General features: G+C 55.6%; 18 protein-coding genes. 8 read left to right on the top strand and 10 right to left on the bottom strand.

All coding sequences use genetic code 11. The annotated features are described in order from the left end of the window. Positions 1-2 precede the first annotated feature (2 nt). The 9 genes from ACKI3C_RS04540 to ACKI3C_RS04500 form a co-directional block, all read right to left on the bottom strand. Entirely contained in the window at positions 3-2,132 is a 2,130-nt protein-coding gene (locus ACKI3C_RS04540; protein ID WP_407402495.1) for a hypothetical protein, read from the bottom strand. 30 nt (positions 2,133-2,162) lie between these two features. Then, positions 2,163-5,987 carry a phage tail tape measure protein gene (locus ACKI3C_RS04535; protein WP_407402493.1) on the bottom strand — a complete coding sequence of 1,275 codons (3,825 nt, stop codon included), beginning with the start codon at positions 5,985-5,987 and terminating at the stop codon, positions 2,163-2,165. 179 nt (positions 5,988-6,166) lie between these two features. After that, entirely contained in the window at positions 6,167-6,448 is a 282-nt protein-coding gene (locus ACKI3C_RS04530; RefSeq protein WP_407402491.1) for a hypothetical protein, read from the bottom strand. Between the two features lie 44 nt (positions 6,449-6,492). After that, complete coding sequence (locus tag ACKI3C_RS04525) at positions 6,493-6,792, bottom strand: hypothetical protein (protein WP_407402489.1); 300 nt, start codon at positions 6,790-6,792, stop codon at positions 6,493-6,495. A 5-nt stretch (positions 6,793-6,797) separates the two neighbouring features. Next, positions 6,798-7,244 (bottom strand): phage tail tube protein, encoded by a 447-nt coding sequence (locus tag ACKI3C_RS04520; RefSeq protein ID WP_407402487.1) that lies wholly within the window; start codon positions 7,242-7,244, stop codon positions 6,798-6,800. Between the two features lie 6 nt (positions 7,245-7,250). After that, the gene (locus ACKI3C_RS04515) at positions 7,251-7,820 is read right to left on the bottom strand and encodes a hypothetical protein (protein ID WP_407402485.1); all 570 of its coding nucleotides are present in this window, start codon (positions 7,818-7,820) and stop codon (positions 7,251-7,253) included. A gap of 300 nt (positions 7,821-8,120) precedes the next feature. After that, positions 8,121-8,594, bottom strand: a complete 474-nt coding sequence (locus tag ACKI3C_RS04510) for an N-acetylmuramoyl-L-alanine amidase (protein ID WP_407402483.1) — start codon at positions 8,592-8,594, stop codon at positions 8,121-8,123. A gap of 2 nt (positions 8,595-8,596) precedes the next feature. Next, entirely contained in the window at positions 8,597-9,664 is a 1,068-nt protein-coding gene (locus tag ACKI3C_RS04505) for a hypothetical protein (RefSeq protein WP_407402481.1), read from the bottom strand. 28 nt (positions 9,665-9,692) lie between these two features. Further along, positions 9,693-10,637 carry an HK97 family phage prohead protease gene (locus ACKI3C_RS04500; protein WP_407402479.1) on the bottom strand — a complete coding sequence of 315 codons (945 nt, stop codon included), beginning with the start codon at positions 10,635-10,637 and terminating at the stop codon, positions 9,693-9,695. Positions 10,638-10,847: 210 nt separating this feature from the next. Between ACKI3C_RS04500 and ACKI3C_RS04495 the strand changes: the two genes are divergently transcribed. From ACKI3C_RS04495 to ACKI3C_RS04460, 8 genes are all read left to right on the top strand, one after another. Beyond that, positions 10,848-11,330, top strand: a complete 483-nt coding sequence (locus tag ACKI3C_RS04495; RefSeq protein WP_407402477.1) for a terminase gpP N-terminus-related DNA-binding protein — start codon at positions 10,848-10,850, stop codon at positions 11,328-11,330. A gap of 3 nt (positions 11,331-11,333) precedes the next feature. After that, on the top strand, positions 11,334-12,899 hold the full coding sequence (locus ACKI3C_RS04490; RefSeq protein ID WP_407402475.1) for a hypothetical protein: 1,566 nt from the start codon (positions 11,334-11,336) through the stop codon (positions 12,897-12,899). 1 nt (position 12,900) lies between these two features. After that, complete coding sequence (locus ACKI3C_RS04485; RefSeq protein ID WP_407402473.1) at positions 12,901-13,131, top strand: hypothetical protein; 231 nt, start codon at positions 12,901-12,903, stop codon at positions 13,129-13,131. 12 nt (positions 13,132-13,143) lie between these two features. Continuing rightward, positions 13,144-13,563 (top strand): phage protein Gp36 family protein, encoded by a 420-nt coding sequence (locus tag ACKI3C_RS04480; RefSeq protein ID WP_407402471.1) that lies wholly within the window; start codon positions 13,144-13,146, stop codon positions 13,561-13,563. A 4-nt stretch (positions 13,564-13,567) separates the two neighbouring features. Next, positions 13,568-14,899, top strand: a complete 1,332-nt coding sequence (locus ACKI3C_RS04475; RefSeq protein WP_407402469.1) for a DUF935 family protein — start codon at positions 13,568-13,570, stop codon at positions 14,897-14,899. Between the two features lie 125 nt (positions 14,900-15,024). Further along, a complete protein-coding gene (locus ACKI3C_RS04470) occupies positions 15,025-16,260 on the top strand; it encodes a phage minor head protein (protein WP_407402511.1) in 1,236 nt (411 codons plus the stop codon). Positions 16,261-16,556: 296 nt separating this feature from the next. After that, positions 16,557-16,763 carry a hypothetical protein gene (locus ACKI3C_RS04465; RefSeq protein WP_407402467.1) on the top strand — a complete coding sequence of 69 codons (207 nt, stop codon included), beginning with the start codon at positions 16,557-16,559 and terminating at the stop codon, positions 16,761-16,763. Between the two features lie 25 nt (positions 16,764-16,788). Continuing rightward, positions 16,789-17,526, top strand: a complete 738-nt coding sequence (locus ACKI3C_RS04460) for a chromosome partitioning protein ParB (RefSeq protein WP_407402465.1) — start codon at positions 16,789-16,791, stop codon at positions 17,524-17,526. 2 nt (positions 17,527-17,528) lie between these two features. Here ACKI3C_RS04460 and ACKI3C_RS04455 read toward each other — a convergent pair whose 3' ends face one another. Next, positions 17,529-18,167 (bottom strand): thymidylate synthase, encoded by a 639-nt coding sequence (locus ACKI3C_RS04455; RefSeq protein ID WP_407402463.1) that lies wholly within the window; start codon positions 18,165-18,167, stop codon positions 17,529-17,531. Positions 18,168-18,179 lie beyond the last annotated feature (12 nt).

The raw sequence follows: 18,179 nt of genomic DNA, 5'->3' as shown, positions 1-18,179 counted from the left end.
CGTTAGTTGTTTTCCCATTCTATGCCCTCGTAGTTGTCCTCGCTCACCTCACACAGCAGCACCTCGCTCTTGTCCTCCACAAGGGTCTGAACCTCGCTAAGCACCATGTAGCGACCCTCACTGGTGGCATCGGTCAAGGCGCGCATCTCATGCAGCAGACGCACACTGCCGCCCAGAGTCTGGTGTCGGCTGCCGTACTGGCTGTAGGCGGTCCCTATCAGCAGACGCTCCACGCGGTCGTTCACTCCGGCACGGCCCAGGGTGCGCACAGGTGAGGCGTTGCTGTCAAGCAGCACGCCCTTGCAGTTGGGCAGGAAACGGCGGGTTCCTGTAGTGCCCACGCTTGTGTCAATCTCGAGGGTCTCCTGAGCGGCACGCAACAGCCATGCGCTGTCCTCCACATCGTTCTGCTCGGTCTTGGTGCCGTCGGCTTTCACAATCTCGATGGTCGGGGCTTTATACATCAGCCAGCGCAGACGCGAGTAGATGTCCTTCTCCTCACGCTTGTAGTCGAACTGGTACAGACCGCGGCCCACCTCAAGTTCAAGCCAGCCGGCCACAGGCGGCAGTTTGATGTACTCGCCCTCGCCCATCGCGGTGAACCGTTTGGGCAGGCCACCACGATAGTAGCCGATAATCGGGCGGTTCTTTTTCCAGCCGCCCAGGCCGCTCGCGCTCTTGCGGTCTTCCTGGTCATAGTAGCACAGCCACATGCAGCCCCAAGCGCCGTCACCGGCAACCCAGCCGCTGTTCTGTGCCGTATGCTCCCAGCCGTTGCTCTCCTGCACGCCGTTGTTCTCGTAGTGGTAAAGCACCGTGCCGTTGGCATCACGAAGGCGGAGCATCACGGGGACGTAGGCGAAGTTCACCCAGTCTTTCAGGCGCTGCCAGTTGCCTTCCTCGTTCTCCTTGGCCTCGCTCTCGAAGGGGTTGTATCTCACGTCGGCGAGGACGCTCAGCGTCACCTTCAACTGATGATAGATGCTGTTGCCTTGACCCACCCACACTCTGCCGCTGGTGATGATTGGCACGGCCACACATTGGCCGTTCTGCATCGCCCTGGGCATGCTGTTGTTGCAGTGCAGCGTGTTATAGCCATAGGCTGTGCTGCCGCGGTACGCCCACAACACACCAGCCTCGTCGCTGCCGCTCCACACGCTGTCTATCCTGTACCACTTGGCGCCGTTCTGCAGGGTAAGGCCAAGGCCGTCCTGCTCGCCATAGGTCAGCTTGAAACCCTCGGCGGCCTCATTCCAGTTGTTGCCGGTCATGAATGTGGTGGAGGCTACGCTGCCTTTCAGCACATCGTCATGGTCCACGCTGCCGTCGATCAGCTTGCTGTCACCGTATGGCGAGAAGGTCACCTTCATATTGTTATATACTTTGTCAACGCCAAGCACGCCGTCATCGGCAAGCCACTCGACCTGGCGGGTGGGTGCCTTGGTGGCCAATGAGTGGAGGTCCTGGAGCCACAGCCTGCCGCCTTTCTGGGTAATCCGCAAGGCGAGAGGTTGAAGCACGGCTTCAAGAACCTCGCGCAAGGTCATCGCCTCGCCGTCCTCGTCATAGAAGTTGGCGGCATTGACTTTCAGGGTGGAGAGGTCTATCGGGGTGTCATCGTTGCCACTGCTGTAGGAGCACAGGGAGTGCTGCAGCTGCAAGCCGCTCACGTTCACACCGCACTCACTGATGCAGTGGTCTATCACACCTCGCACGGTCCACAGGCCCTCGCCGCTCCATTTCAAGCGGTCAAGCACAGCGAGGTCGCTGAAGGTCACGGCAACCTCATAGTCGCTCACCCAGGTGTAAGGTTCCTCATAGAGCTCGGTGTCAAGCACGCCGCTCCAGTACAACGAGCCGTTGCGGTACACGTCACAGCGCACCGTCCCCACCTCCACCTGCCACAGCCACAGGAACTCCCTGTCCCTCTCGCTCAGCAGGGTCAAAGTCAAGGAACTGCCAGCAACCGGGTCGAGCTTGCCCACCTCACCCCATTCTATCACCGCGGCACCCTCGCGAAGCAGGGCCACGTCGCGGCGTTTGTCCAGCATGTCACCGAGGCTGCTCTTCACATGGATGTCCCACACGGTCTCGCGCTCGCTCCTGATCCTGGCGCTGTATATCGTTTGCATTGTTCTTGCCATGGTCTCTCTGTTTAGTTGTTATTTGGTGCGGGCTTGATGGGTGGTCTCTTTCTTCAAGATGCCCACCAGGGTGCGCCCCTCAATCTTGAACACAACGCGGCCTCCACCTAAACCGCCCACATCGGCAAGCATTCCTTTCAACTTGCTCAACGGGGCAACTACCTCGGGGTTATTGCTCGCTCCGGCATACTCACCGAACAAACCCAAAGTCGGACCGTAGGCCAGACCGCCGTCGGCAAACTTCGGCAAGGCGAAAAGCAGACCAAGCATCGTGGCCACCATGCCGGCACCGATGGCGATACCCACCCATGGTATGCTTGCATGGGCTTTCATGGTCTCGGCGGCAGCGGCGGCAACAGCACTGTTGGCTTCAACGATGTTGGCTTCGGCTACACTGGTGGTGGCACCCACCTCCATGGCCGCCCCTTCAGTGACAGTTGCTGCCTCAACAGCCTTAGCGGCTGTGTGGCCTTGTGTTGCCATGGTCAGCATCTGGATTATCTCGATGATGCCGGAAAAGGAGTCATACAACTGCAGCACACCGTCTATCACAGCCGTCACCTTCTGCCAGGCATCGCCGTTGCCTTTCAATGCGTCTGTGATGCCTTCAACGCTGTCTCCCACGCCTTTCAGACTCGACCAGCCTTTCTTCACTGTGTCCATCGACTTCACGCTCTCTTTGCGCCACTTCTCATATATCTTGATCAGTTCCTCGATGTCCTTCCGCTGAGCACCGGTCACGGGGTTCTCGGTGTCGCTCAACATCATCTGCAGGTCACGGATCTTCTCCGTCAAAGCGTCGAAGCCCATGCCGCTAACCTTCACACGATACTCGCGACCGCTCAAAGCATTCGTCGCATTGGCATCGCGCAACTGTTCCTGCAGGTCAGTTCCTCGCAGCATAGCGGCACGCTTGCGCTCTAATGCCGCAATCGTCTTGCCTATGTTGTCAACCTCCTCGCCAGTGGCTTTTTTCTGCTTGGCCTGATAGTAAGTGACGGCTTCATCAAGTTTCTCCGTCGTGTCAAGCGTGGCAATCTCGCCTGGCTTCTTCAACTCGGCAAGAGCCTCATCCCAAGTCTGGCGCAACTCATTCAGCGCATTGATGCGTTGCTGTATGCTGGCACGGTCTTTCTCACTCGAGGTGTTGAGCAGGTCAGTATAATATGCGAGTTCCTTGTCAAGTTGCTCGTAGGTTGCAATCTCTTTTATGGCCAACTCCTTATGGCCAGAACGCTCCAAGGTCTTACGCAATCTTTCCAGCCTCTCAATCTCGGCATCTATTCCGCCTATCGTCTCGGCGGTGGCACGTTTGCGTAGGCTCTGCTGGTAGGTGATCTCAGCGTCGATGTCCTCCAATGATTTGAGTTGGGCGGGACGCTGCATCTCGGCGCGTTGCTGTTCCAGCTTGTCAATCTCGGCATCAATGTCGGCAATATTCTCTTTGTTGGCGTGCTTGCGCAGGGCTTGCTGGTATGCGAGGGCATCGTCGATGTCCTGGATGGTTTTAAGTTCCTCGGGAACCATCGCCTTCTTCTGCAGGGTCTCTATCAGGTCGAGTTCGGCACGGTAAGCGACAATCTTCTTGGCTATCTCTGCACGCTCGGTCTCGCTGGCATCGACATACTCGTTTTGCGCATCACTGATGAGCTTGTTGAGTTCCTGCTGGCGCGTCTTCTCCTTATCGGTGTTGGTGTTGTTTTTGTTCTTATCGCCCTTGGAGCTACCGCCTGATCCTGCGCCGCCACCTGTCGGCGGAGCCGGACGATTAGGGTTGCCCATGACTGGCATCTTAATGTTGCCACTCTCCTTAACAAGGGCTTGCATCTGACCTTTGAGGTTGTTAATGCGCTTGATATTGGCGTTATATGCCTCTTGGGCCTTCTGTTGGTCTGATTTATCGTACACCGTTTTAGAACCAGGATACCACTTGCCATCAGCATCGGTGTAACCATTATCCCAATCAACCTCTGTGTGGCTTTTTCTGGTGGTGCTATAATACCGCGTGGAGCCATCCTCATTATGGGTGATGTCATAGTTTGCCTGCTCAGCTTGTGCAATCTGATTGGCGAGCATTCGGGTGCGAGCCTCGATGATCATCTGCTTGCAGTAAGCCTCACTGTTGGCGACAAGAGCCTTGTACCAATCGGCAACACTGGAGAAATAGCCCATGGTTGCGCCATAGGTGTTGTTCAGTTCATCGACAATCTTCTTCTCGTCGGCTTTAGAACCTTTGAAGTCCTTGGTCTTGGCTATATTCATCTCCAGTTCTGCGCGGAGGTTCTCGAGGGTCTTCTTCTCTTGATCGCGCATTTGGTCGGCGGCCTCACTCTCACGCTTGGCTCGTTCCTCGGCATCTATGAGGCTGCGGGTCTTGTCATCCAGTTCGTCCGTCTCATCGCCAAGGCTGGAGAATAACGCCACCAAGCCGGTGATAACTGCCGAGAGTCCCATGGTGAGGGCGGCATAGAGTGCTATGGTGGCCACGGTCAACGCTGTGGTAGATACGGTAGCGGAACCTGTGGCAGCGGTCAGCATGTTACGGGCAACGGTGGAGATGCGCTCATGCAGGGTTGCCAAGGCGGTAGCCGCTGCACCTGAACGTTGAGCCACTGCAAAGGATCTAATAGCTGCCGTCGCGGTTCCGAGGGCTTTGCCGAGCAACATGATGCCGGTTATTGCCTGCCCACCGATGGCTATAAATGTAAGGTACGGCTGTATGGTGCTGGCAATACTACCCGCCCAGTCAAACATCGTGCTGAGCTGGTTACGCAGCATCTGGGTGACGCTCTCACCACTGCCAGCCATATTCTCGAAGGCTTGCTCAATGGTGCCCTCGCTGCCAGCCATCGCGTCAACGTTCTCGCTGAACTTGCTGGCGAGCTCACCGGTCAACGGGGTGAGAGCACGCAACGACTCAGCACTACCGAACAACTTGCCGTATATTTCCTCCTTGAGCATGTTGTGGGCACTGGCATACTTGGTGATGTCGGCATCCAACTGGGTCAAGAAGTTGCGCATACCACCTTGTGCACGGATGGCGGCTGCATCAAACTGGATGCCCATCTCCTGCGCCATCTTGGTCGCTTCACTCGATGGTTTGACAAGAGCGGTGAAAACAGCGGCAAGTTGGGTGCTGACTTCGGCGGTGTTACCAGATACACCAGTAAGGGTTGCAAAAGTGGCCATCAATTCATCGATACTCACGCCAAGCGTGGCAGCGTTACCGCTCACACGAGGCAAGGCAGCCGCCAACTGCTCGAAACTGGTCACACCGTTCTTGGCGGTCATCTGTATCTTATCCTGAATCTCTCCTGCTTTATCCCACTCGAGACCATAGTTCTTAATGATGGTGCTGGTGACGGTAACAGTTTGACCAAGGTCGGCGATACCACCCACACTGGCTTTAGCACTCTGCTCAAGAAATGCTATCCAGTTATTTTCAGGGACTCCGTTACTGATGACCTGGTACAAACCGGCAGACAACTCCTCTTTGGTCTTGGGTATCTCATTGCCAAGTGCGGCAACCTGGTCTTTAAGTTTGCCCAAGTCCTCAGCATTCTTGCCGGCCATCGTGTTCACGGCTCGCATTCCTTTGTCAAATGAGTTCCAGTCATCGGCAAGGCCATTTACGGACGAGCATAGACGATCGACCACATTGGTAAGCGCATCAACCATCATGCTGGTAGATGCCAATGAGGTCATCTTCTCCGCACTCAGCTTCGCCTCTTTGCCAACCTCAACAAGCGCGTCACGAAGTTCACCTGTACTTACAGTCACATCATGAAGCACCTTCTGACCATTGGTTTCAAGTTCAATCTTGAATTTTACCGTCTTGTCCATTTTGTCATTTCAATTAAACTTTGTATATTTGCACCAGTCAAAACAATGTAAAGCATTTTCGACATGGGGCCATATATTGCCATATTATGTATGATTGTTGGCGGTATCCTTGGCTATTTCATTTTCAAAGGCCAATGGGATGAGGCTGAACACGGGAAACGTCACGGCAAAGAGCACCGTTAACCGATGCCGTATCGCCTCTTCGCTGCCTCATAACGCACACGCTGCTCCTCGGCACTCAGTTGCCGCTCGGGCGGCGTTTCTTGTTTCTTCTCCCATGGGAACACGCACACGTCCTCTGCCTTGAGTTGTTTCTTGCTCCACGGCTGCAACATGCACATCGCCAACCAGCGGCTGCGCTCCCACTCGCCACGCTCGACAGTCTCAGCACGCTTGCGCCACTGTTCGGCAACCTGCCAAAACTCAGCCGGGGTGCACCGGGCAAAGTCATCAATGCTCATCCCGATGCACCCCAGCGCAAGTCCTAACAGTTCCTCGATGTCGGCTACTTCGCCGCCTTCTTCACCGTTTTTTTTTCAGCACCCGAAGCCATGCTGGCATAGAAGGAGTTCATCTCCTGGGCATCCAGCGAGTCGGCAAACTCCTCAAGAGTCAGCCCGAACTCCACGCCGTCGGCCTTGCATGCGCTCAGCACGCACAGGTACAGCAGCGTCAGCAGTTCCTCCACGTCGCCCTCGTTCAGGGTACTCACATCATGGCCGGTCTCGCGCTTGAAGCGGAGCAGCGCACCCATGGTCACGCGGCACGGATATTCCTTGCCTCCTATGATGATCTTGGTCTTCATCGTCATTAACCGTTATTGCCAGCGGGCACATGAGGCGTGATGGCTCCACTGTTCTCGAGCGTGATGCTGTACTTCTCGTCGTCGCCGGCCTGGCCGTCGTTCTCCAATGAGGTGATGACATAGTCGCCCTCGTAATACTTGGTGTTCTCCTCGCCGCGGTACGCGTAGCGGGCCTTGACGGGCTTGGCGGCAAGCCAGGCCTCTTTCAGGGTGGGCAAGCCCACCTTCTGCGCTGCATCGTCACCATCGTACACAAAGCCGTCGGCCTGGATGCTCTCGGCAAGGCTCTTGATATATTTCTCTTTCCACTTGCCGCTTGACGCTTCTTTGGTCACGCGCTCGCCAGTCTCGCTCGAGTCGCTGATCTTGCAACCGGTAGAGTGGCCTAAGGGCCAGAACGTCTCGTCAATGACAAAGCCCAAAATCAGGTCGGTTCCATCTCTGTATGCCATAATTATTTACTGTTTTATTCGTTCAACAAATTTGTTTATCGCTTTGATGCGGCCCAGCAACAGGCCGATTATAATACCGGTGAAAAGCCATTTTAACGCCGTTTTAATGCCGTTGGGAGGCTTCTCTTTCACTTCCTCGCTCTGCTCGGCATAAAGCCGGTAGCTGGCATCGGCCAGTGCGTCAATCGCTCGCTGCTGGGTCGCAATGGTCTGCTCATAACGCTCGCACTGCAGCTGAAGGCTGTCACACGTAGCCTCCACGACTATCACCTCTGGCTTGCCGTCGGTGGCAGCCCTGCGCTGCACGTTCACGTTGGCTTGACCGCTGCGGCCCGTCCAACTCGCGCCCTCGGGCAACCGCAGGAGGCTGTCCTTCACTATCGTCACCGTCACCTTGCTCTCGGGAACGGTCACGGCTTGCTGACGCACCACGGTCACCTCCCTTGTGCTGTCCATCACCGTGCGTTCCACCTTTTGGCGGGTCTCTACGGTCTGGCTTGCGCTCTGGGCCTTTTTGCTGGTACTGCATGCGCCTAAGCACAGGGCAGTTATCACTATACTTGCAACTGTTGGCATCGTCAATCGCCTTGCGAAGACGAGCCATCTCGCGCTTCGTCTCGCCGAGGTCTCTGCGGGTCGCATCTAGTTCCTGTCTTAATGGTTCAACAATGTTCTTCACCAATATGCTCGTGGCCTGCTCGGTGTTGGTGATGTTCACCGTGTTGGCCTCAGCCTTGGCTTTCTCGGCCTCAGCCTTGGCCTTGCGCATGGTGCTGCGCAGGGTCACGATGGCGATGATGGTGGCGGCAAGACCGCCCCCAAGAATGACATTCAACACTTCGCTCCAGTCCATCGTTTATCGGTTTTTATTCGGTTTCACTTCTGGTCGATGCCTATCTCTTTGAGCCACTTGGGCACATCGAAACTCGGACACGCCTTGTTGGCCACCTGGTAGTGGCCGATGATCTTCACTTGCGGGAACTTCTTGTGGAAGTCCAGCACATACTTCTTGAGGGCCTCCTTTTGGGCTGCAGTGCGGGTGTCCTTGGCTTTCTTTCTGTTATTGGCATCCACACCGCCCACATACACCACATGGCGGCTCACCGCATTGTAGCCTTTGGCTCCGTTGGTGATCTCCCATGGGTCAACCCAGGCATCCTCGTTGTTGTTCACCAGGCGCTCAACCTTGCCGTCAAGGTGAATCATGTCGGTGTAACCTACCTGCTTCCACCCCCGCCCCTTGGGCTCGGGGTCAGTGTGCCAGTGACGGATCTCACTGGAAGTGACCTCGCGCCCTTCGGGAGTGGCGGTGCAATGAAGCACAAGGTATAGCAACTGTTTACGTGGCATGATTAGGAGGCTTGGTAACCGCTGCACATCACCACACCGGCATCGGCCTTTTTGGGCATGCAGATGAAGTAGTGGCGGAAGTTAATCTTGTTACGCTGGTACTCGGGATCGGTCGAGGCCTCGCTGTAGTACATCTTGGTCGAGCCGGTGCACTTGAACACGCGGGGGGTGTAGAAGGCAAACGAGCACTGGAACTCGCCAGTACTGGCGGCGGCACCCACATCTTTCTTTTTGCCTGCAGTGGTGTACAGCGGGTTATTGGCAAACTCGTAGATGTCGAAGCCGAACAGGCGGCCAACAGTGCCGTCGGCGCGATTGATGTTGTATTGCTCCTTGAATGCCTGGCTGGTCTCGAGCAAGTCATTCACATGGTCGGTACACAGCACCAGACGGCGGTTCTGCGAGGGTACCTTCAACTTGTCGAGCGAGCGTTTCATGTTGATGACATCCAGCACTGTGAGTTTCAGACGACCGGTGTCGGCATCACGCTCGCCGGTGGTGACGAGCACGGGAGTTGTCGCACTGTCCTGTGTGGCACACAGCGCATGGGCGGACTTGGCAAACTTGGCATCATTGATGGCGTTGCCATGACTCTCCTTGACGCGAGCCATCTTATCATAACTCAGAGCGTACAACTCATCGTCGGTGATGGGCGTCACCTTGCTCTGGAACTTGTCGAGGCTGATGGTGATGTCTGTGTCGTTGAGTGCCTGCAAGGGGATGGGATAGGTGGTATTGTTAACCAGCACATCGGGGTCAACGCCCACATCAACGAGGTGGATAACATCGTTCTCGGCAAGCGACGAGGCATCGGGGATGCCGTCAAGGAAGGTGGCCTCGAGGCCACGGCGCAGGTACTTGACCAACTCACCGGTCCACACCTCGGTCAGCACGCCGGCACGCAAGGATCCTGCGGGAGCCAAATTGAACATGCCGCACACTGCGGCAACGGCATTGGCGCCAATCGCGCCGGTCATGGGATTGATGCCCACGGCACCGCCCATGGTGGCTCCCATCACGGCATTGAACACCAATGCACTCAGGAGCGTGAAAATCATTTTCAACTTCATGTTTCAATATTCTTAAATGGTTTGTAACTTAATCATCAATCTCACATTCGTAGCCGTACTCGGCCTTGAACAGGCGCTTGTACTCATCGGGCTGGCTCTTGCGCAGCTCCATGATCTTGTCGCTGGGCACTTCGCTCAGTTTCTGCCAGGTCTTATTCTGAGGTGTAGCACCCTGGTGTCCCACCACCTGGCTCAGTTTCACCTGGGCACTCATGGCGTCAAAGGTGGCACTCAGGCTCTCAATGCCGACCTTTTTACCGAGCTCAATAAAATGGGCCTTCTTGTCGGCGCTGATCTTCTTCTCGGCGATGGCACCTTCCACAGCGGACTCGATGCGCGACAACTGCAGCGCGTCATTCTCCTTGGCCAGTGTCTCGCGCTCGGCGGCAGCGGCCTTCAACTCGGCGACCTTGGCCTTGATGGCCTCCTCGCTCGCGTCTGCCGGCAGACCCAGCAGCAGGGCAAATTCTTCTTTGTTCATCTTCTTGTCTTGTTTTTTATTATGGTTCAACTTCGGCAGGGGGCTTTCGCCGTCCTTGCCCATCTCTAATCGCTTGCCGTCTCGCATCAGCACAATGGCGTCATCGTTTGCACCAATGTCGACGACACTGACCTCAAACAGTTTGCTCCGGGTGATGGTCGGGCTTGTCTGCCCCTCGACGAGGTGCTTCTTGTCCTCGCTCAACTCAAGCACGTCGATGCCCACACTCACCATCTTCAAGGAGCCGAACTCCCATTGCTTTTTGCAACGCTGGCTCAACTCGCTGGCCTCGTCAAACATCAGTTCGCCGGTCACTTCGTCACCCTCGACTTTCAGGTCTTTCACATAGCCTATGACCTGGCCACGCTCGTGCATGTAGAGCAGCACCGGGTTCCGCTCATACTGCGACACGTCCATGCCGGCGGTCAGAACACGTGTACCGTAACTGTTCAACCGCTCGTTGGTGATTCTTACTCTCTTGTTTTTTGCCATTATCTTCGTGTTCTTTGTCGCGATTGCATCGCGACTGTATGATTAAAATGCACCGCAAAATTGGGTGTTTCAAACCAACCGAACAAATAAGTGTGAAACGCTTGCACACTTCTATGAAACCGCTTCACACTTCTTTTGCAGTCGCCCCCATTTTGCCCAATTTTGCACCGTGTTTTAAGACATTTTACTAACGCTAACGACTTTCGCGAAATGAATAAGGCAGAATTAGAAAACAAGAAGGCACTGGGGCGAACCCTGTTCCTCTCAGGCATGGAACTGACCGAAATTGCCGAGCGCATATCGGTCAGCCGTCAGACGGTCTCGAAGTGGGCCAATGGCGAGGGATGGAAGGAGGCACGCGCCGCCAAGAACATCACACGTCCGGAACTGGTGAACAAACTCCTCCTGACGATTGACAAACTCATCACTTCGGTCAACGAGTCCGACGACCCGACACTCATTGCGGGACTCGGCGACCGTCTGGCAAAACTCTCATCGGTCATCGAGAAACTCGACAAGAAGGCCAACGTCGTTGACGCCATCGAGGTATTCATGGCTTTCAACCGCTGGATACAAGACCAGGCTTGCTATGATCCGGAGATAACACCGGAACTCATCAAGGCCATCAACAAGTACCAGAACTTGTTCCTCAAGGAGAAGATGACCAGCATGACCACCGCCAACGAGCTCTAAACCATGGCTGCCATCACCGAGATAAAACGGGCTCAGGAACGCTGGGAGGAACACTGCCGCCAAATCCAGAGCATGACCGACACGGCAAGCCTGGTGCGCGAGGACGCCACACAGAAGGAGCAGCGCATTCGCCGCCTCCTGCGTGACTATGCGGCGTTCTGCGAGTATTACTTCCCGCACTTCCTCATCCTCCGGGACAAGTCCACAGGTAAGGCGATACGTACCATCCACAATGCGCCGTTCCACAACCAGGCGGCACGCAAGGTGAAAAGCACGCAGAACCTCAAGGCGGTCTTCATGTGGCCGCGTGGACACGCCAAGTCAACCCATTTCGACATTTTCATGCCATTATGGCTCATGTTCCAGCCGCAACGGCTCATCAACTTCATGGTGATTGTCGGCAAGTCCGAGGACAGCGCCGACCGGCTCCTGGGTGACATTCAGGCGGAGCTCCAGTACAACAAGCGCATCATCACCGACTTCGGCGAGCAGATGTCGCTCGGCAACTGGATGGAGGGCGAGTTCTCGACAAAGCAGGGCGTGAAGTTCCTGGCTGTGGGGCGGGGTCAGTCGCCACGCGGTCTGCGTGAGCGTGAGGCACGACCTGACTACATCGTGATCGATGACCTGGATGACGACGAGCTCTGCCGCAACGAGCGCCGTGTCCGTGAGCTCACCGAATGGGTCAAGGAGGCTCTTTTCGGTGCTCTTGACGTGGGCCGTGGCCGCTTCATCATGGTGGGAAACCTCATCAGCAAGACCTCTGTGCTGGCCAACATCGCCGCCACTCGCGGGGTGCATGTCTCGAAGATCTGCGCCGTCGATGCCAAGGGCAATCCGGTGTGGAAGGAGAAATGGACCAAGCAGGAGGCACAGGAGTATGCCGACTTCGTGGGCTACCGCGCCTGGCAGAAGGAGATGATGCACAACCCCATCAGCACAGGGGGCATCTTCAAGCATGAGTGGATTAGATATAAAAAGGTGGCACCGCTGCGCAAGTATGAGCAGCTCATCTGCTACACCGACCCGTCGTTCAAATCGACCACGGCCAACGACTACAAGGCGTGCCGCCTGTGGGGCAAACTCGGCAATGAACTTCATCTGATTGACACCTACGTCCGGCAGGACACGGTCTCGGGAATGGTGCGGTGGCTCTATGAGCTGCACGAGCGCATCACCGAGGCGGGAGCGGCGGCTTTGTTCTACATGGAGGCCAACTTCATGCAGGACATCATCCTCGACGAGTTCACCACCGAGGGTGAGATTCGCGGCTACCAGCTGCCCATAATGCCCGACACGCGCAAGAAACCGGAGAAGGTGCAGCGCATCGAGGCGGTCAGCCCGCTATGGGAGCGAGGCTTCGTGTTCTATAACGAGGCACTCAAGGACAGCCCCGACATGCAGGTGGGCATTGAGCAGACACTGGCACTGGAACGGGGCAGCCGGGTCCATGACGATGCGCCTGATGCCGACGAGGGAGCCATCTGGTTCCTCCAGCGAAACACAAGACAACAGATTTATCAACCCAGGCTGACTCCGCGCAGCCACATTCCTAAAAACTCCTGGTAATATGTTCAATCTCATCAAGCGACTCATATTCGCATTCAAGTACAAGAGGGCGGTGAAGCGGGCCGACTACTTCCGTCACATCACCCACCGCAAGCACATGGTCATCCTCCTGGGCGGCAAGTTGCACGTCATCGCCAAGCAGGACATCAAAACCTTCATCCGTAAACGCCTCCTCAAGAAAGGGACCACCGTTGCCGATGTCGAGAAGATTGCACTTTACACAACCATTTAACAACGACTCGCCATGTTTATAACCGATGAAGACTACCGCGTGGTCATCGGCGAGAATGCGCTGAAGACCATCTCACAGGTGAGCGAGACCAACCGCCGGCAGGCTGAGGATGAGGCCGCCGAGGAAATCGCTTCTTACCTGCGACCGAAATATGACGCCGTGGCCATCTTCAACGCCATCGGCGAGCAGCGCAACTCCTACATTGTGATGATTGCCTGCGACATCGCGCTCTACCACCTCTCGGCATCGCTGCCGCAGAAGATGGGCACCGAGGTGCGCAAGGAGCGGTACGACCGCGCCATCAAGTGGCTCGAGGGGGTGCAGGCAGGCAAGATTGTGCCCGACCTGCCTCTGGCCACCGACGAGGAAACCGGCGACACGCTCCAGGGTTTCTCCTTTCATAGCGAACCGAAACTGACTAATAACTGGTAAGATCATGGGACTTTTTCAAGACATCATAGACCGCCTCAGCGGCAAGTATGTGCTGCACACGCCGCACGGTGATTTTAACCTGGCACGAAACTCCGACCGCAAGAAGTTGCACAAGATCATGGTGGACATTCAGCGAACCACCGACAGCCTCACGCGCCAGGATCTGGGCGACTGGCGCAGGGCCTGGCAGATGGCCATCAATGTGGACAGCCCCGACCGACTGCGCCTCTATCAGGTGTACCGCGACGTGGAGATTGACGCGCACCTCTCGGGCTGCGTAGAGCAGCGCAAGGGCTTCGTGCTCTCGCGCTCGTTCAAACTGGTCACACCCGACGGCGACGAGAACGAAGAGGCAATGGACTACTTCGATCAGGCCTGGTTCAAGCAACTCATGCGTTTCGCCCTCGACAGTATCTACTGGGGACACTCACTCATCGAACTGGGCGATGTGGTCAGCACCGAGAACGGGCTGCTCTCTCTCGACGGCGTGACGCTCATCGACCGCCGCCACGTGATTCCCGAATACCACCGTGTGGTCCGCAACATGGGCGATGACTGGAAGTCGGGCATCGACTACCATGAGGCACCGTTTGCCAACCAGGTCATCGAAGCCGGGCAACCGCACGACCTCGGCCTCTACCTCAAGGCGGCACAGCAGACCATCCCCAAAAAGAACGCCATGGGCTTCTGGGACACGTTCACTGAGATATTCGGCATGCCCATGCGCATCGCAAAGACCACCTCACGCGACGAGAAGGACATCAGCCGGCTCCAGAAGGTGCTCGACCTCATGGGTAGCACCCAGTCGGGCGTGATGCCCGAGGGAACCGAGATTGAGATTGTCGAGTCCTCCAAGGGCGACGCATTCAATGTCTATGACCGACGAATCGACCGAGCCAACTCGGAACTGTCGAAGCTCATCATCGGGCAGACAATGACCATCGAGGACGGCAGCTCGCTCAGCCAGTCGGAAACACACCTCAAGGTGTTCGAGAACCTGGTAGAGGCTGACTGCGACCTGCTACGTGACTTGGTGAACAGCCAGCTCATCCCGCGTCTCATCATCATGGGCTTCCCGCTCAAGGGGCTGCGCTTCGACTGGGACTACTCCATCGACTACACACCCGAGCAGCAGGTGGCCTACGAGACGATGGTGCTGAAAAACTACGAGGTTGACCCCTCATACTTCGAGGAGAAGTACGGCATGCCGGTGGGCGAGCGCCGGAGCAATGCCCCCGTCGCGCCCACAGAGCCGCCACAGGACGATAAAAAAACCGAAAGCGAGGAAACGAACACAAGCCGACAGGCGGCGACTGTTCGCCCTTTTTTCGACTGAGCCCCGTGGACTACGCGGGGCTGCACCAGCGTTACGCCGAAATCCTGGGTACCGCCACCTTCGCCTCACCTCGCGAGGAAATTGAGAAGCGCATCCGTGACCGGGTGGGCAAGGCCTTCGAGGGAATGATGCACGCGCTCTACCGACAGGAGGGGGCGATGCTGCGCGTGGAGGTCATGCAGGAGCCGGAGGTGACCGACTTCATCAGCACGCACGCCGACGCGCTGAACTCGTCAATGCAGCAGGCTCCGCTGTCCGACGCTATGCGACAGAGGCTGGAGCGCTCCAACTTCATCTTCTCGGGCTTCAAGGCGTTCCACGAACTGAACGAGGCGTTCCCATCGCTCATCGGCGAGAACGGCGAGCGCAAACCGTTCGAGACGTTCCTGAATGAGGTGCACGCCATCGACGAAACCTACAACACCCACTACCTGCGGGCGGAGTACAACTTCGTCCAGGCATCAGCCGACATGGCGGCCAAGTGGGAACAGATACAGGCCGACGGCGACCGATACAACCTGCAGTACCGAACCGTCGGCGATGACAAGGTGCGTCCGGAACATGCGGCCCTTGATGGGGTCACGCTGCCGCCCAGCGACCCGTTCTGGGAGTCTTACTACCCGCCCAATGGTTGGAACTGCCGCTGCACTGTGGCACAGGTGCGCAAATCAAAGTACCCGACCACCGACCCCGCCGAAGCATACGCACGCGGAGAGGAAGCCCTGCAGCGTGACACGAAGGGCATCTTCCGCTTCAACTCGGGCAAGCAGGGCAAGGCCATGCCAGACTACAACCCCTACACCATACGACGATGCCGAGACTGCGACATCGCCCAGGGCAAGACCAACCTGGCTCACATCCCCGACAACGACCTTTGTGCAGCCTGCCGTCTCATTCGTTCTCTTCGTGAAGAAATTCATGGCTATGATCCTCAAGTATGGGTTCACAATTATACCGGGAAAAATAATGACGGTTATGTGATGACAGAGCGGGATAGAATACCAGACGAATCAGCAGACAACAATGATATAGCCAAATACAACAAAGAGTTTGGCATGTGTAAGGTTGCGGCTGATAATGGTCATAAGGTTGAGTTTTTGAGCGAAAACAACCGAGCAGAGGGACAAACTTTCGATATTCGATTTGATGGAATACCTACAGAATTAAAAGCCACTATTGGCACAGGTAACATCGTCGGTTATTATAGTTATGCAAGGAAGCATCAAGGTGCAGAAGCTGTTCTTTTCCGTTTTCCGCATGGCTCAACGGAATTATTCAAGCGATTATCAGAAGCCAAAAGAAAATATGGTGGCAGAATATTCTATTACTACGAAAATGAGAATATAGTGATGGAATTCTAAAAAGAAAGGCCGATAAATCGGCCTCAGGCGGTACAACAGCCTTGCGGCCTTGTCCCTATCTTCATCGCTGAAGACATTGCAAAGGTAATACTTATTTTTCAATTAGCAACTATCATGGACAAAAAAATAAAAAACGCTACTGCATTGACGAGAAAATCAACCGGCAGGTACGCCGCGCCAGGATGAGGACTAAGACAGGCATCATCCTTTTCCTATCTGCCACCTTGGTTGCCGCAGTCTGTTTTCTCGTGTTTATCATCAGCTCAATTTTCTGTATCACTAAATAATCAATAATCATGGACAAGTTAACCGTCAACATCGAATTTACCCGCGACCAGGTGGCAACAGTGGCAACTCTCGCAGGTGTAGAACTGGACCAGGAAGTATGGGACAAGGTCACAGAGAAACCTGTAAACCTCAGCATGGGTGATATTGATGACAAAGAAGCCCGACTCGGTCTGTTAATCGCAATTGTAGGCATTGCCATGTACAAAGCCCTCTGACATCACTCAATAAAAAGCAACAACTATGGCATCATTATTTCAAGATTACGACGAATTTGTTGAGAAGTTCAAACCGAAAAAGACCACCGACGATTGCTATACACCCAAAGCGGTCTATGATGTCGTACTCGAGTACGTCAATGGCATCACATCGCTTGATGGGCGACACATCGTCCGCCCATTTTGGCCAGGTGCCGACTTCACTGAGTGCGATTATCCAGACGGTTGCATTGTCATTGACAACCCTCCGTTCTCAATATACAGCAAGATTGTGCGCTGGTTCCTTGCACATGATATAGACTTCTTTATATTCGCACCGGGACTTACCCAGCGCGTCGCAGGTGCGGACGTGTGCTATGTTGCCACGATGGCAGACGTCACCTATGACAATGGTGCACTGGTGCGCACCTCATTCACGACTAACATCATTAAAGACTATCGCCTGATGACTGCGCCCAAGTTGGCCGAGGACATCCGCAAGGCATCAAAAAAACCGACACGAGGCCAGCCTATCATATATGAATATCCCGATAACCTTATCACTCTTGCGCTGCTGGGCAAACTCAATCAGCGAGGCATCGACTTCTCAGTGCGTAAAGACGAGTGCGCAGAGGTGACCAATATCGATGCGCTCCGCCGTGTCAAGAAATCATTATTTGGTGGCGGTTTCTTGCTCAGCGAACGCGCTGCCGCGGAACGCGCTGCCGCGCGTGAGCGTCTTAAACTGACGCTCACGCGCGACGAGCTCGCCATGATCCCATAGTCTCACACATTCAAGTCGAACCGCACGTCCTCGTTGCCGGCAAGCAGCTCGCGCGTCCGCTCGATGTTGTTCTCATAGATGTGAACATTGCCCAGGAACAGCGTGATTGACTTCAACGGAAACTCTATCTGACGCGCCATCAGGTACAGGTGGTAGATGTCAGCCGGAAGCCCTAGGTTGGCGTCGCTGCTTCGCTGGTAGGCACTCAGCACAAGCTCACCGTCATCAATCTGGAACTGCACCAGGCTCAGGCATGGAGCCTGGTTGCTTTCGGCATTGGTCTCGCCCAGGAACAGGACGTAGTTCTTGCTGTTGCGCTTCTCACGGTTGATCCTGGCAAGCAAGGGCGGCAGCTTCTCCAGATAGGTCGGGTAACTGTTGACCAGGATCGATCCGCAGTAGTCCCACCAGTTGATGCCAACATCTCGGTATTTTTCCACCTGGCGCTCGCCCTGCATGAACAGGCGCAACTCGCTCTTCAACTTCTTGCGGGCGATGCCATGGCTCTCGAATATATCGAGCAGGTCGGCGGGTGTCAGGTGAAGCGGCTCATTCAACAGGTAGCGGATGCTGCCCTTTTTGTTGGTCTGGGTCTTGCCCTGGTCCAATACTTTGCTAAGGATTTGGTGATACTTATTCATGGCTCTAATGTG

Source organism: Sodaliphilus sp., assembly GCF_045598405.1.
In the GTDB taxonomy this organism is placed as follows: Bacteria; Bacteroidota; Bacteroidia; order Bacteroidales; family Muribaculaceae; genus Sodaliphilus; species Sodaliphilus limicaballi.
Note: the sequence above shows the minus strand (reverse complement) of the source record. Positions and strands in the feature narration are given on the sequence as shown.

Coding starts and splice junctions, on each gene's coding strand:
- ACKI3C_RS04540 (WP_407402495.1), bottom strand. CDS start 2,132: ATGCAAACGATATACAGCGCCAGGATCAGGAGCGAGCGCGAGACCGTG.
- ACKI3C_RS04535 (WP_407402493.1), bottom strand. CDS start 5,987: ATGGACAAGACGGTAAAATTCAAGATTGAACTTGAAACCAATGGTCAG.
- ACKI3C_RS04530 (WP_407402491.1), bottom strand. CDS start 6,448: ATGAGCATTGATGACTTTGCCCGGTGCACCCCGGCTGAGTTTTGGCAG.
- ACKI3C_RS04525 (WP_407402489.1), bottom strand. CDS start 6,792: ATGAAGACCAAGATCATCATAGGAGGCAAGGAATATCCGTGCCGCGTG.
- ACKI3C_RS04520 (WP_407402487.1), bottom strand. CDS start 7,244: ATGGCATACAGAGATGGAACCGACCTGATTTTGGGCTTTGTCATTGAC.
- ACKI3C_RS04515 (WP_407402485.1), bottom strand. CDS start 7,820: ATGCCAACAGTTGCAAGTATAGTGATAACTGCCCTGTGCTTAGGCGCA.
- ACKI3C_RS04510 (WP_407402483.1), bottom strand. CDS start 8,594: ATGCCACGTAAACAGTTGCTATACCTTGTGCTTCATTGCACCGCCACT.
- ACKI3C_RS04505 (WP_407402481.1), bottom strand. CDS start 9,664: ATGAAGTTGAAAATGATTTTCACGCTCCTGAGTGCATTGGTGTTCAAT.
- ACKI3C_RS04500 (WP_407402479.1), bottom strand. CDS start 10,637: ATGGCAAAAAACAAGAGAGTAAGAATCACCAACGAGCGGTTGAACAGT.
- ACKI3C_RS04495 (WP_407402477.1), top strand. CDS start 10,848: ATGAATAAGGCAGAATTAGAAAACAAGAAGGCACTGGGGCGAACCCTG.
- ACKI3C_RS04490 (WP_407402475.1), top strand. CDS start 11,334: ATGGCTGCCATCACCGAGATAAAACGGGCTCAGGAACGCTGGGAGGAA.
- ACKI3C_RS04485 (WP_407402473.1), top strand. CDS start 12,901: ATGTTCAATCTCATCAAGCGACTCATATTCGCATTCAAGTACAAGAGG.
- ACKI3C_RS04480 (WP_407402471.1), top strand. CDS start 13,144: ATGTTTATAACCGATGAAGACTACCGCGTGGTCATCGGCGAGAATGCG.
- ACKI3C_RS04475 (WP_407402469.1), top strand. CDS start 13,568: ATGGGACTTTTTCAAGACATCATAGACCGCCTCAGCGGCAAGTATGTG.
- ACKI3C_RS04470 (WP_407402511.1), top strand. CDS start 15,025: ATGATGCACGCGCTCTACCGACAGGAGGGGGCGATGCTGCGCGTGGAG.
- ACKI3C_RS04465 (WP_407402467.1), top strand. CDS start 16,557: ATGGACAAGTTAACCGTCAACATCGAATTTACCCGCGACCAGGTGGCA.
- ACKI3C_RS04460 (WP_407402465.1), top strand. CDS start 16,789: ATGGCATCATTATTTCAAGATTACGACGAATTTGTTGAGAAGTTCAAA.
- ACKI3C_RS04455 (WP_407402463.1), bottom strand. CDS start 18,167: ATGAATAAGTATCACCAAATCCTTAGCAAAGTATTGGACCAGGGCAAG.